The organism is Paramesorhizobium leguminum, assembly GCF_003217235.1.
In the GTDB taxonomy this organism is placed as follows: domain Bacteria; phylum Pseudomonadota; class Alphaproteobacteria; order Rhizobiales; family Rhizobiaceae; genus Paramesorhizobium; species Paramesorhizobium leguminum.
The window spans coordinates 13,347-26,259 of record NZ_QJTF01000002.1 but is presented as its reverse complement, the minus strand read 5'-3'; the positions used below and the strand labels follow the sequence as shown (position 1 = coordinate 26,259).

The 12,913-nt window shown below is 60.1% G+C and carries 15 protein-coding genes and 1 tRNA gene; 11 read left to right on the top strand and 5 right to left on the bottom strand.

Annotation, left to right across the window (positions count from 1 at the left end):
* Positions 1-61: 61 nt before the first annotated feature.
* Positions 62-1,168 (top strand): branched-chain amino acid ABC transporter substrate-binding protein, encoded by a 1,107-nt coding sequence (locus C7477_RS01685; RefSeq protein WP_110748232.1) that lies wholly within the window; start codon positions 62-64, stop codon positions 1,166-1,168.
* Positions 1,169-1,248: 80 nt separating this feature from the next.
* Here the strand turns inward: C7477_RS01685 and C7477_RS01680 are convergent, their stop codons facing one another.
* Positions 1,249-1,470, bottom strand: coding sequence for a hypothetical protein (locus tag C7477_RS01680; protein ID WP_110748229.1), 222 nt, complete (start codon positions 1,468-1,470; stop codon positions 1,249-1,251).
* 503 nt (positions 1,471-1,973) lie between these two features.
* On the opposite strand from C7477_RS01680, the gene C7477_RS01675 reads away from it, so the two are divergent.
* From C7477_RS01675 to C7477_RS01650, 6 genes are all read left to right on the top strand, one after another.
* A tRNA-Arg gene (locus tag C7477_RS01675) sits at positions 1,974-2,050 on the top strand.
* A gap of 224 nt (positions 2,051-2,274) precedes the next feature.
* The gene (locus tag C7477_RS01670) at positions 2,275-2,946 is read left to right on the top strand and encodes a response regulator transcription factor (RefSeq protein ID WP_110748225.1); all 672 of its coding nucleotides are present in this window, start codon (positions 2,275-2,277) and stop codon (positions 2,944-2,946) included.
* Entirely contained in the window at positions 2,943-4,286 is a 1,344-nt protein-coding gene (locus tag C7477_RS01665; protein WP_110748222.1) for a sensor histidine kinase, read from the top strand. Before C7477_RS01670 ends, C7477_RS01665 begins: the two co-directional genes overlap by 4 nt.
* Positions 4,287-4,415: 129 nt before the next feature.
* Complete coding sequence (locus C7477_RS01660) at positions 4,416-5,288, top strand: DUF3313 domain-containing protein (protein ID WP_110748219.1); 873 nt, start codon at positions 4,416-4,418, stop codon at positions 5,286-5,288.
* 270 nt (positions 5,289-5,558) lie between these two features.
* Entirely contained in the window at positions 5,559-5,963 is a 405-nt protein-coding gene (locus tag C7477_RS01655; RefSeq protein ID WP_146226045.1) for a DUF2946 family protein, read from the top strand.
* A gap of 40 nt (positions 5,964-6,003) precedes the next feature.
* Complete coding sequence (locus tag C7477_RS01650) at positions 6,004-7,368, top strand: PepSY-associated TM helix domain-containing protein (protein WP_110748213.1); 1,365 nt, start codon at positions 6,004-6,006, stop codon at positions 7,366-7,368.
* A 43-nt stretch (positions 7,369-7,411) separates the two neighbouring features.
* Here the strand turns inward: C7477_RS01650 and C7477_RS01645 are convergent, their stop codons facing one another.
* From C7477_RS01645 to C7477_RS01630, 4 genes are all read right to left on the bottom strand, one after another.
* Positions 7,412-7,768 (bottom strand): type II toxin-antitoxin system PemK/MazF family toxin, encoded by a 357-nt coding sequence (locus C7477_RS01645; RefSeq protein ID WP_110748210.1) that lies wholly within the window; start codon positions 7,766-7,768, stop codon positions 7,412-7,414.
* Positions 7,765-8,013, bottom strand: coding sequence for an antitoxin MazE family protein (locus tag C7477_RS01640; protein WP_110748207.1), 249 nt, complete (start codon positions 8,011-8,013; stop codon positions 7,765-7,767). Before C7477_RS01640 ends, C7477_RS01645 begins: the two co-directional genes overlap by 4 nt.
* A 64-nt stretch (positions 8,014-8,077) precedes the next feature.
* A complete protein-coding gene (locus C7477_RS01635) occupies positions 8,078-8,956 on the bottom strand; it encodes an NAD(P)/FAD-dependent oxidoreductase (RefSeq protein WP_110748204.1) in 879 nt (292 codons plus the stop codon).
* 61 nt (positions 8,957-9,017) lie between these two features.
* Entirely contained in the window at positions 9,018-9,461 is a 444-nt protein-coding gene (locus C7477_RS01630; RefSeq protein ID WP_110748201.1) for an Rrf2 family transcriptional regulator, read from the bottom strand.
* Between the two features lie 355 nt (positions 9,462-9,816).
* On the opposite strand from C7477_RS01630, the gene pqqB reads away from it, so the two are divergent.
* Genes pqqB through pqqE form a run of 4 tightly spaced genes read left to right on the top strand, consistent with a single transcriptional unit; the run spans position 9,817 to position 12,909 of the window.
* A complete protein-coding gene (pqqB, locus tag C7477_RS01625; protein WP_110748198.1) occupies positions 9,817-10,749 on the top strand; it encodes a pyrroloquinoline quinone biosynthesis protein PqqB in 933 nt (310 codons plus the stop codon).
* Complete coding sequence (pqqC, locus tag C7477_RS01620; RefSeq protein WP_110748195.1) at positions 10,746-11,501, top strand: pyrroloquinoline-quinone synthase PqqC; 756 nt, start codon at positions 10,746-10,748, stop codon at positions 11,499-11,501. Before pqqB ends, pqqC begins: the two co-directional genes overlap by 4 nt.
* Positions 11,501-11,797, top strand: coding sequence for a pyrroloquinoline quinone biosynthesis peptide chaperone PqqD (gene pqqD, locus C7477_RS01615; RefSeq protein WP_110748191.1), 297 nt, complete (start codon positions 11,501-11,503; stop codon positions 11,795-11,797). The genes pqqC and pqqD overlap by 1 nt, the downstream gene beginning before the upstream one ends.
* Complete coding sequence (gene pqqE, locus C7477_RS01610) at positions 11,794-12,909, top strand: pyrroloquinoline quinone biosynthesis protein PqqE (protein ID WP_110748188.1); 1,116 nt, start codon at positions 11,794-11,796, stop codon at positions 12,907-12,909. The genes pqqD and pqqE overlap by 4 nt, the downstream gene beginning before the upstream one ends.
* Positions 12,910-12,913: the final 4 nt, after the last annotated feature.

Sequence of the window (12,913 nt, the reverse complement as noted above, 5' to 3'; positions counted from 1 at the left end):
CAAACGTCCGCTTCTATACCAAAACAAAAGCCCCAGGGGGGCTCGCATATTGGAGGGTTTCATGCGTTATTCGTTGTTTTCCACGGCTGCGCTTGCTGCGAGCGTCGCGTTCATTCCGCTTGCCCATGCAGATATCACCATCGGCCTGATCGCGCCGCTGACCGGCCCGGTCGCGGCCTATGGCATCCAGGTGAAGAACGGCACCGAGGCCGCCGTCGAGGCCATCAACAAGGCGGGCGGCATCAAGGGCGAGAAGATCGTTCTCAAGCTGATGGATGACGCGGGCGAGCCCAAGCAGGCCGTTTCGGTTGCCAACCAGCTCGTCGGCGACAATGTACATTACGTCGTCGGCCCGGTGCTTTCGGGAACCTCCGTGCCCGTGTCGGACGTGCTGGCAGAGAACGGCGCCATCATGGTGACGCCGACCGCGACGACACCGACACTGACCAGCCGCGATCTCTGGAACGTGTTCCGCACCTGCGGCCGCGACGATCAGCAGGCGCAGGTCGCCGCTGAATATGTCCTGAAGAACCTGAAGGACAAGCGCATCGCCATCGTCAATGACAAGGGACCTTATGGCAAGGGCCTGGCCGACGCTTTCAAGACGACGCTGAACAAGGGCGGCGTCAAGGAAGTGCTCGATGAGTCGGTCAATGTCGGCGATAAGGATTTCAGCGTGCTCGTCACCCGCCTGAAGGCGGAAAAGGCCGATGTGATCTATTTCGGCGGCTATCATCCAGAGGGCGGCCTGCTTGCCCGCCAGCTTAAGGATCAGGGCGTCAAGGCCACGATCATTGGCGGCGAGGGCCTGTCGAACACCGAATATTGGGCGATTGGCGGCGAGGCCGCTGCCGGCACGATCTTCACCAATGCGGTGGACGCCACCAAGAACCCCGCCGCGGGCGAGGTGATCAAGGCACTTGAGGCGAAGAAGATCCCGGCCGAGGCGTTTACGCTCAATGCCTATGCCGCGGTGCAGGTGCTGAAGGCCGGCATCGAGAAGGCCGGATCGGCTGACGACGCGCAGGCTGTCGCCAAGGCGCTGAAATCCGGCGAGGCGGTCGACACTGTCATCGGCAAGCTGACCTATGGCGCGAGCGGCGATCTCTCTTCGCCGAGCTTCTCCCTTTACAAATGGGAAGGCGGCAAGTCGGTCGCAGTCGAATAAGCTATTGCTGGTTTAGCTAAATTAAGAAGGCCGCCATTTCGAGCTTCGAAGTGGCGGTTTTTCTATCGGACGTATCGGAATTACGGTTCGTCCTCATCATCTTCCGATAACAGATCGATGAGTTCCGCAGTGCGCCCGGTGGCGTGTGGAATCCCCTCCCGCACCAGCGCTTCCTCGTTGGTGATCCATCCCCACGCCACGATGAGTTCCTCGGTCGTGGCACCCGATGCCAGGATCTCGGCGATGAGCGTGTCATCGACCGGTCCCAGCACCGCAATGATGTTCTCCCGCGTGATGGTCATAGGCAATCCTCCCTTCGATTTGGACTCAAGAGCAGGATGCAATCAAGTTGAATCGGGGATCCTGCTAACTTCTTTCAAGCTGCCTGATCTCATCCGAAAAACGCGCCAACGTTTTCGGTATCGTGCTTTAGAGCGGTATGCAATTAAGTTGAATCGGGCATCCCGCTCTAAGTCCTTGTTTTAGCCGCATGATCTTATCCGAAAAGTCTGCAACTTTTCGGGATTATGCTCTAGCCGATTATGCGAGGCCCAAGCGGTTCCGCCGATTTCGCCTGGCTGCAAATTTCTAATCGGGATTGGGCGCAACGCCTGTACGGCAGGGTTTGTTCCTTCACTTATGGAGTTGCTCGATCTTGTTGTTAAATTCCGCAAACTTTTGCGGATCATGGACTGATTAAACCGCATGATTTTCGGGATCATGCTCGGGAAACATAAAATAGGCCATTGAAGCGGCGGGTGGGTTCGGCTAAAACCGCAACGTATCCGATTTGCCTCGGATATCTGCACCCGTAGCTCAGCTGGATAGAGTGTCGCCCTCCGAAGGCGAAGGTCACAGGTTCGAATCCTGTCGGGTGCGCCAAAAATTTCAATAAAATCATATAGATAAAGTAAGAATGATTTGGTTGGTGAACCTTCGCTTCGAAGGTGAGCGCCAGGTAAGCGCGCAGATTAAAATCGCGCCATGGGCAACATCCGGAGGCTCCCAGTTCGACCCGCTTGCGGGAATGCCCTCCGTCCAATCCCGCAATGCTGCCGTAATCTTGAGGGCAGACAAGGAGGATAGCGGCCCAAGGGCGGGGAACGATGAGATTTTTACTGATAGAAGACGAGAAGGAACTGGCGGCCGCGCTTTCGACAGCGCTCGGCAAGCATGGGATCGTCACCGACCACACGATGCATCTGGCCGACGCATTCGAATTGACGCGGCAGAATCCTTATGATGCCATCCTTCTTGACCGCCGCCTGCCCGATGGGGAAGGGCTGTCTTTCATCCCGCAACTGCGGCGGGCAGGGGTTGATACGCCGGTCATCGTGCTGACGGCAAGGAATGAGCCGCTGGAGCGGGTTGAAGGGCTCAATGTCGGCGCTGATGATTATCTGGGCAAGCCTTTTCTCGTTGAAGAATTGATGGCGCGGGTGCGCGCGGTCTTGCGGCGACCGTCCAATCTGGTGGAACCGCGCATTGTTGCCGGTCGCATGGTGATCGATCCGTTGAATCTGAACGTCACGATCGATGAGGCTGCGCTCGATTTCCCCCGGCGCGAACTGCTGGTTCTCGTGGCCCTCGCCAAGCGGAAGGACAAAACCGTCCTTCGATCGACCCTTGAGAGCGCGGTCTATAATTACGAAGAAGAAATCCAGTCGAACGCGCTCGATGCGCATATCTCCCGGCTGCGCAAGCGTCTGCTGGAGATGGGCGCGGGCGTAACGATCCACGCTATTCGGGGCGTCGGCTATCTCCTGAGGGAAGAATGATGCGCGTGACGGTGAGTTCGAACCCGTCGCTTTGGTGGAAGCTGAGTTGGCAGCTCAGTCTGGTCATCATCGTCGTGGTTGTCTCGGTGATTATCGGACTTTCCATTTGGGCGACAACGGTGATGTCGCCGAACGTCGCGGTGGAGGATAAGATAACCGCCGTAATGGCGAACGCGGTGGAACGCGACAGCCGGGGAAATCTTCAATTGCGCGATACGCCTGCGCTAAAGCTGCTCAAAGAGAAGAACAGCGGGCTTTGGTATGTTGCCGCGACGACAGACGGGGCGTCTGTATCCTATGGAACCGTCCCGGCTCCCTATGCGGAACTTGGGCATCTGGCATATCTGTTCCAGGATGCGGACATCAGGGGATCGACGCGAACAGATGAGATTGCGTCGATTGAAAATGTCGATACTCCGGTGGGTGAGGTCCGCATTCTGTTTGGCGGCGTGACCGACATGGGCTTGCCGCCCGCTCTTGCCATTTTGGCTCGGGCCTATCCCATCTACATACCGTTGATCGCGATTGCCCTGCCTACGATCTTCCTCACCATTCCTCGTGTCGTGAGGCGTGCGCTTGCGAGGGTGAACGATGTCGTACAAAAAGCATCCCAGATCGAGCCCCGCCACCCGGAAGCGCGCCTTCCGGTGGAAGGGATTCCCAAGGAGGTCGCGCCGCTGGTGATTGCTTTCAACGGAACGCTCGAACGGCTCGAAACCGAGTTCAGGAAACGCCAGCGCTTCCTCATCGATGCGGCGCATGAGCTCAGAACGCCAATCGCCATCATGCAGACGCGGATCGACGGAATGCCCGACGGCCAGGAGCGTACGCGCCTGCTGGACGATGTGGCGCGCCTTGCAGAAACAGCGGAACAGCTCCTCGATTTCGAACGCAACGACCAGGCGGCCGATCCGCACGAAACGGTCGATCTTGTCGAAATCGCTCGTACCGTGGTTGCGGAGCTTGCGCCGCTGGCGATCGCCGCCGGCTATCAGATCGCCTTTCATAGCGAGGTGGAAAGTTCGATGCGCAAAGGCAGCCCGTCAGCCTTGCCAAGAGCCATCGGCAATCTGGTTCGCAATGCCATCGATCACGGCGGCAACCGCGGAACGATCACGGTCTCGGTTTCTGACGATGGGCAGATTGATGTGGCCGACGAAGGTCCGGGCATAGCAGAAGAACACCAGCAGCTCGTTTTCGAGCCGTTTTATCGCGTCACGCCCAAAAGCACCGGCGCCGGCCTTGGCTTGAGCCTCGTGAAGCAGGTGGTTGCCAATCACGGTGGAGAAGTTGCGCTCAAGAGCGATGTGACGGGAACATCGGTGGCAATCCGGCTCTGACCGCTGGTTTTTAGACGCATGATCTTATCCGAAAAGTCTGCCAACTTTTCGGGATCATGCTTAATGTAATGTTGCGGCAATTCTCGCCTAGCAATGTCCCTCCAGAACATCCGTCACAAAGGCTTGAGAATGCGCTGCAATCCATTGAACAAAGTATCCCGCCGGCATATCGGGCGCCCGTCAGCATCATTGAAGCTTGCCTTCATCCTGCCGGTCGTCCTGGCTGCGGGATGCGCCTCGGTGCCGCTGAAAGAGGGCGGCACGCTCACGTCCTACAGCAATCTCAGCGCGCCGAAGGGGAAGATAGCCAAGAAGCGGATTTATGCCGATGGGCCACGGCTGGCGGCGGTGAAGACGGTTAGCATCGTGCCGACGTCTTTCGTCCCCAGCGCCGCGGCCCGTGTCACATCGGAAGCCGACCGCTCGATGGTGGCGAACGCGCTCGACCGGGCGCTCTGCGTCGCGCTCAGCGACAAATATCAGATGGTCCCGGCGGGTCAGCCGGCGGATTTGACGATCCGCTCGGTCGTTACCGATCTTGTTCCCACGAACAAGACCATGGCCGGAGTCGCCACGGCGGTAAGCGTAGGCAGCGGCTTTGCCTTGCCCGTCAGCGTGCCGCGCCTGCCCATCGGGCTCGGCGGCTTGGCCATCGAGGCGGAGGCGGTCGATGGCAGTGGTGTGCAGAGCGCGGCGATGGTCTGGGCGCGGGGGGCAAATTCGATCCAGGACAACCCCCGCGTTTCGGAAGTAGGGGATGCCTATGGTCTGGCAGGAAAATTCGCTGATGATTTTTCCAAGATGGTCATCAAAGGCGAAGAGCCGAAGGGGCTGGATATTTCCATTCCTTCCGGACAGCGGATGAAATCCTGGCTCGGCGGCAAGCCGAAATACGCCGCCTGCGACGCATTTGGCCGGGCACCGGGAATACTCGGGGCCGTGGCAGGCAAATACGGCGCGCCGCCGCAATGGACGGAGAAGAAGGCTAAGCCAGCGGTGTAGTCGAGCATTCCATATTTAGCTGGAAGCGTTGATCTCGCTGGAACGCCCCTCATCCGCCTGCCGGCACCTTCTCCCCGTGAAGAACGGGGAGAAGGAGGAAACGGCGACGTCCATGCCTCCCTCTTCCCGTGAAGTACGGGGGAGAAGGAGGAAACGGCGACGTCTATGCCCCCCTCTCCCCGTTCTTCACGGGGAGAGGGTGAGGGTGAGGGGCAACTATTGCATCTTGGTCGCAGTGACATTCGGGCCTCATTGTGACAGTCATTTCGTATGAGATTCACGCGGCAACTCCTGAAAGACAGGCTATCGGCAGGCGCTATCGCTTTGCTGATGGCCTATCTTCTGGTGTTGCAGAGCTTGCTCGGAATCATGGCCCAGAGCGCCATGGCGACATCCGCGCTGGGTCCGCTGCATGTCATCTGCACATCGACCGGCGCGGAAGCAGCCGATCCCGGCGGGCAGGGCGGTCTACCGCAAAAGGCCCCGGAGTGCCCGTGCGCCTCGCTCTGTCAGCTTGCCTCGGGCGCGACGCCCGCCATACTGAACAGCAATCCGGACCTGCCTGTCATCGTCAGGTCCTATGCCGTTAAAATCGGCCCTGTCCTTCCCGATGCCGGGCGACACTTACCGCGCGGCCTGATCGGCCAACCAAGGGCGCCCCCCGTTTCTCTCTGACGTTGCAGGTTTAACCTAACCTTACGTTTGGAGAGAATTCATGTCCGATCTGACCCTCGGGCGGGGCAATGCTGGCGCAGCCACGCGGTCCGCGTCCGATCTCTACCGCGCCGTCTGGCGCTGGCACTTCTATGCGGGACTGCTCGTCCTGCCCTTCATGATCACGCTCGCCATCACCGGCGCGCTCTACCTGTTCCGCGATGAGATCGAAGCCATCGTCCATAGCGATCTCAAACGCGTCGTCGCGCAGGAAACCGTGGCCGCTCCATCGGCGATGGTGACGGCGGCGCTTGCGGCTTATCCCGGAACGGCGATCAAGTTCACCGATCCGCCGACGCCCGTCTCGTCCGCCGAAATCACCGTCGCAGTCCCAAGCGGAGAGAAACTCGCCGTCTATGTCGATCCTTACACTGCCCGGGTGCTCGGATCGCTGCCCGATCGCGGGACGATCATGTGGACCGTCCGCTATCTGCACAGCCTGAAATATTTCGGCTCCCTCGCGCGAATGCTGATCGAGATCGCCGCCGGCTGGTCGATATTGCTCGTCGCCACCGGCATTTATCTCTGGTGGCCGCGCAGACAGACCGGCGGCGTGGTGACGGTGCGCGGAACACCGAAGCGCCGCGTCTTCTGGCGCGATACGCATGCCGTCACGGGCATCTTCGTCGGCTTCTTCATCGTGTTCCTCGCCATCACTGGCATGCCCTGGTCGGGCGTCTGGGGCGCGAAGATCAACGAATGGGCGAACGGCAACAATTTCGGCTATCCGGCGGGTGTCCGCGTTGCCGTGCCGATGTCCGACGAGCATCTGGACCATGTGGCGAAGACGTCATGGTCGCTGGAACAGGCGCAGGTGCCGCAATCTCCCGCCCACGATCACGGGACGTCGCCTATCGGACTGGACCGTGCCGTCGCCATCTTCAACGACCTCGGCCTTCACCGGGGCTACGCCGTCAATATCCCGGCCACGCCTGAAGGCGTCTACACGGGTTCGGTCTATCCGGACGATCTTTCGCGCCAGCGGGTGGTTCATCTCGACCAGTATACCGGCAAGCCGCTCATCGACATGAGCTATGCGGACTATGGCCCGCTCGGCAAATGGCTGGAGTGGGGCATCAATGTGCATATGGGGCAGGAATTCGGCTTCGCGAACCAGCTCGTGCTGCTCGCCGCCTGCATCGGCATCATCCTGCTCGCCGTCTCCGCCGGCGTCATGTGGTGGAAGCGGCGGCCAAAGGGCTCGCTGGGCGTGCCGCCGATGCCATCCGACCGCCGGGTGTTCCGTGGCCTGATCGCAATCCTCGCCGTCGGCGGCATTCTCTTTCCGCTGGTCGGCTTGTCGCTGATCGTGATGCTGGTGATGGATTGGATCGGCTTGCGTCTGATGCGAGCTCGAACGGCATGATTATTACAGGCCGCCACATCCCGAATGCGGCGGCCCTGCAAACTTACGGAGCCGTTTTCCCAGCCAGGGGCGAAACTGCCATGCCGAGAAATACGATCATGGCTTGGTTGAGGCGAACCATGTCTTCGTCATCGAGGCGTCCAATCCGCGTTCCCATTTTCGTCCTGGGAATGGTGGCAAGCTTGTCCACCATCAGACGGCAGGTCACGCGCAGGCCGTTACGGGCATTTGGTTCAACGACAAGACGAAATAGCGGGGAGTCGACTGGATCGGTGGTGAAGCCGCAGATCGTTATCGAGTCGATTGCATCGAACCTGTCATCCTGGACGATAACAGCTGGACGCGGTTTACCCGCATAGTCCTTGCCGCCCGAAATCGTCCAGATCTCGCCGCGCCTCATTCGTCGTCCCATTCTGGCAGGGAGTCATCATTCCAAACCGATACGGAGTCGATGAAAGCTTGATCCTCATGAGCATGAGGGCTGGCAGCGACAGCTTTCGACTGACGCTGCGCCTCCGCCCGGAACGCAGGAGAGCGCACATCCGGAACCCAGATCTGGATTGGACGCAGCCCCTGCGCGCGCAGCCGCTTACGGTGCTCATGCACCTTCTCTCGAACGGTCTTCGGCTTTGATGAGGGTGTCATTACGAGCCTCCATGGCAAAGGTTACATGTAACCTACCATGAAAACATCGCGCAAGCCAGTGATTTCAAAAAATAAGCGAGCGGTGGGCGGCCACTCCGGCCATTGCGCCGTCGCCGATGGCGAGCGAAACGTTGCCGGCGCCACGGGCCGCATCGCCGCAGGCGAAAACGCCGGGAACTGTTGTCTCCTTCATGCCGTCCACGCCGATGTAAGGGCCAAGCGGACCATCCTCTATCGCGCAGCCCAATTGTTCGGCGAGCGGACTTGCCGGACGTGTGGCGGGCGCGGTGAAGAGGCCGGCGAGGGGGATGATGCGGCCATCGGCGAGGCGGATGTCGGCATGTCCGGTGATTTCAGTGACGGGCGCGGTTTCTACAGTCACGCCGCGCGCGTTGAGCTGCGCAGACTGTTCTTCGTCGGGGGCGAAGGCATCATTGAGGAAGAAGGTCGTCTTGCCCCAATCGGGCAGCATGAGCGCCTGATGTATCGAGTTGGGACCGACGGCAAGAACGCCGATATGGCCTTGGTTGAGTTCATAGCCATGGCAATAGGGGCAATGGTAGACGGCTTTCCCCCAACGTTCCTTCAGTCCGGGGAGATCGGGCAGTATATCCTCGACCCCAAGGGACAGGACCAGCCGCTTTGTATCGTAAAATTGTCCTGGCGTTTCGATGCGGAAACCGCTGTCGGTCTTGATGGCGTTGAAAACCCGGCCTTCGTTCCACGTCACGGTAGGGTAGGCGAGAAGCTGCTGTTTCGCCTCCTCCGCAATCGCGCCCGGCGCATGGCCGTCACGGCCAAGGAAGCCATATGAGCTTTCTGCAAAACGGTTGCGGCGCTGACCGGCATCGATCACCATGATCTTGCGGCGCGCCCGCGCCAGTGGCAGCGCCGCCGCCATGCCCGCATAGCTGCCGCCGATGATGATCACGTCATACTGCATCTTGTTTGGTTCCTTTTATCAGGCGCATGATCTTATCCAAAAAGTCTGCAACTTTTTGGGATCATGCTTTGTTCTGCTTATATGCGGCGAGGCGCCGGGTGAAATCCTCGGCCAGTTCCGCCAGCGTCAGGCGGCCGAACCGTTCCATCAGCAGGGCTTCGATATCGTGGAACGTATCGTCCAGCGCGGCGTTGACCGCCTGTTCGACAAGGCATTGCGGGTTCTCGTTGCGGTTTCCTATGGCGAAGACCGCCGGCTCGCCCAGCGCCTGATGGATGTCGCGCAACGTCACGCTCTTGAGATCGCGGCCAAGCGTCCAGCCGCCATTGTGCCCCTTTTCGGAGCGGACCAGCCCGGCATCGCGCAACCCCGCCATGGTGCGCCGGACGACCACGGGATTGGTGTTCATGCAATGGGCAAGCGCTTCCGATGTCATCGGGCGATCATGGGCGGCCATGTGCAGGAGCGCATGGAGGACGGAGGAGAGGCGGCTATCACGTTTCATGTAACTTCATATATTACATGAAAGAGCCGGGCGCAAGCTCGCTAAGGAGTTACAAACCTATTTTGAATGCCGGCCGGGTGACGTTAGGAAGAATGTGATATATTTTTGGGATATTATGAATCGTGCGTTTCCCAAGCGCATGATAATCCGAAGATCAGATACACGATCTTCAAAGAAAAGGAGAGTGCTGATGAAGAAGACATGGACAAAGCCGACCATGTGCCAGGTCGCAGCCGGAATGGAAATGTCCCGTTATCTTTCCGCCGAGCTGAAAGCAAAGAAATAAGCATCGTTCCGCCCCGCGCGAATATTGCGTGGGGCGGCGCAATTGCCTTGGAAGGCAATGGGGGCGGGAATGCATCTGAAGATCATCGGCTCAGCGGCGGGCGGCGGATTTCCCCAGTGGAATTGCAATTACCGTTTCAGCCGGGTGGTGAGGGAAGGGCAGCCAGGCTTTCAGTCGCGAACGCAATCCAGCCTCGCCGCAAGCGCCAATGGAACAGATTGGGTGCTGTTCAACGCATCCCCCGATATCCGCCAGCAGATCGCCGGCACGCCGGAACTGCAGCCGCGAACGGACGGCCCGCTGCGCGGTACGCCGATCCGGGCGGTGGTGCTCACCAATGCCGATGTCGATCACATCGCCGGTCTCTTGAGTTTGCGCGAACGGGAGCCGTTCGCGATCTACGCGACGGACCGGGTGCTTGAGGTGCTCGACGCCAATTCCATCTTCAACGTGCTCGACCGTTCGATTGTAGCGCGCCGCAGGCTCCCCTTGGGTGAGGGGACCGATATCCTGGATGCGGGGGGGAGCCCCACCGGGATCAGGGTAGAGACCTTCGCCGTTCCGGGGAAGGTGGCGCTGTTTCTGGAAGATGCGGCGAGGGATGGTTTCGGCACCGAGGAAGGCGACACGATCGGGGTGAGGATCGGGACGGAGAGCGCCGCCGGGACGGCACTCTACATTCCCGGCTGCGCCCGTATCGATGAGCCTTTGAAGCAGCGGATTGCGAATGCCGCCTGCCTGTTGTTCGACGGAACGGTCTATCATGACGACGAGATGATCCGGGCCGGCGTCGGCGCCAAGACGGGAGCCCGCATGGGGCATCTGCATATCGCAGGCGAAGGGGGCTCGATGCAGCTTCTTGCGGACGCGCCCATCGGGCGGCGCATTTATGTGCATATAAACAATACCAATCCCATCCTGGACGAAAATTCCGCTGAACATGCCGCAGTCAGCGCGGCGGGATGGGAAGTGGGTTATGACGGAATGGAGATCCGGCTTTGAAAGAGTTTTCCAGCGCCGCAAGGGATGGGCTGACGCCTTGGCAACTGGAAGAGGTACTGCGGGATGTCGGCGCGGCGCGTTATCACAATCTTCATCCGTTCCACCATCGGATGGTGAGCGGCGCGCTGACCAAAACGCAGATGCAGGCCTGGGCGCTCAATCGCTATTGCTACCAGTCGGTCATTCCACGCAAGGATGCGATGATCCTGAGCCAGGCCGAAGACCCGGCGTTTCGTGCGCAGTGGCGCAAGCGGATAGAGGATCATGACGGCGACGACGGCTGGAACGGCGGCATCGCCCGCTGGCTGAAGCTGGCGACGGGTCTCGGCCTCGACGCCGAAATGGTGAAAAGCGAACAGCTGGCGCTTCCCGCAACGCGGTTCGCCGTCGGCGCCTATCTCTCCTTCTGCACCAACCGTAGCCTGCTCGAGGCGGTGGCATCATCCCTGACCGAGCTGTTCTCGCCCGTCATCATCGGCGAGCGGGTGCCGGCCATGCTGGCGAAATATGATTATGTCTCGGAAGACATCCTCGCCTATTTCAAGCCGCGTCCAACGCAGGCCTCGCGCGACGCCGATTTCGCGCTCGCCTATGTCATGCAACATGCGACCACGCCGGAAAAGCAGCAGGCGGTGATCGACGCGCTGGTTTTCAAATGCGATGTTCTCTGGGCCATGCTCGATGCGCTCGATTATGCCTATGGCGGCAAGGGCCATGTGCCGCCGGGCGCTTTTAACCCGGGGGAGGGGTGATGGAAACCGCGCGCACCCGTGCTATCATATCGATGCAGTCGAGGCCGAAGCTCAAGCACCATGCGCGGTTGCAATATGATCCGGTGCGCGATGCGTGGGCGCTGCTGTCGCCCGAGCGGATATTCTGGCCCAATGAAGTCAGCCTCGATATTCTGCGCCTCTGCGACGGTACGCGCAATGTCGAAGAAATGATCGCATCGCTTGCCGATCAATATGGCGCTGATGAAGCTGACATAGCCGACGACGTGACGGCGTTCCTGCAGGAATGGTCGGACAACATGCTGGTGACGTTATGACCGAAGCCATTCTCCCACCGATCGCCATGCTGGCGGAGCTGACGCATCGCTGTCCGCTGCAATGCGCCTATTGCTCCAATCCGGTGGAGCTTCTGAAAGCCAATCGGGAAATGGACACGCAAGGCTGGATCGCGCTGTTCGAGGAGGCGGCCGATCTGGGCATCCTGCAGGTGCATCTCTCGGGCGGGGAGCCGACGCTGCGCAGCGATCTGGCCGAGCTTATCGCCTGTCTGGCGGGGCGCGGCGTCTACACCAATCTCATCACTGCCGGGGTAGGCATCGCCGAAGGGCGGATCGAAGCATTCGCCGCGGCTGGGCTGGACCATGTGCAGCTCAGTTTCCAGGGCGCGAAGCCCGAGACGACGGAGAAAATCGGCAATCATCGGGGCGCTCATGAAAAGAAGATCGAGACGGCAAGGCGCGTCCGCGAAGTCGGCTTACCCTTGACGATCAACGCGCCGATCCACCGCCACAACATGCACGAAGTGCCTGACTTCATCGAAATGGCGCTTGCGCTTGGCGCGGAGCGGCTGGAAATCGCCAATGTGCAATATGCGGGCTGGGCGCTCCTCAACCGTGATGCGCTGATGCCGGACCGGGACGCTGTCGAACGTGAGGTGCAGATCGTCGAGGAGGCGCAGGAGCGGCTGCGCGGCATCATGACCATCGATTTCGTCACGCCCGATTATTTCGCGATCTATCCCAAGCCCTGCATGGGCGGCTGGGCGCGCGATGCCTTCATGGTGGCGCCGGATGGAACGGTGTTGCCCTGCCATGCCGCGAGCACCATCAAATCGCTCAATTTTGAACGGTTCGGCGATTGGAGCCTTGGCCGCATCTGGCGGGATTCTCCCGCATTCAACGCCTTCCGGGGAACGGACTGGATGGCGGAGCCGTGCCGGAGTTGCGAGCGGCAGGAGATCGACTGGGGCGGTTGCCGCTGTCAGGCGATGGCGATTGCGGGCGACGCGGCTGCAACGGACCCGGCCTGTATCAAATCGCCGCTCCACGCGCGCATGGGTGCGCTGATCGACGAAGCCGCGAGGATGCCGGGGAATGCTCCCGATTTCCAATACCGGCGGATCGGGAAAGTCGTAGAATCCGCTGCTTGATTAT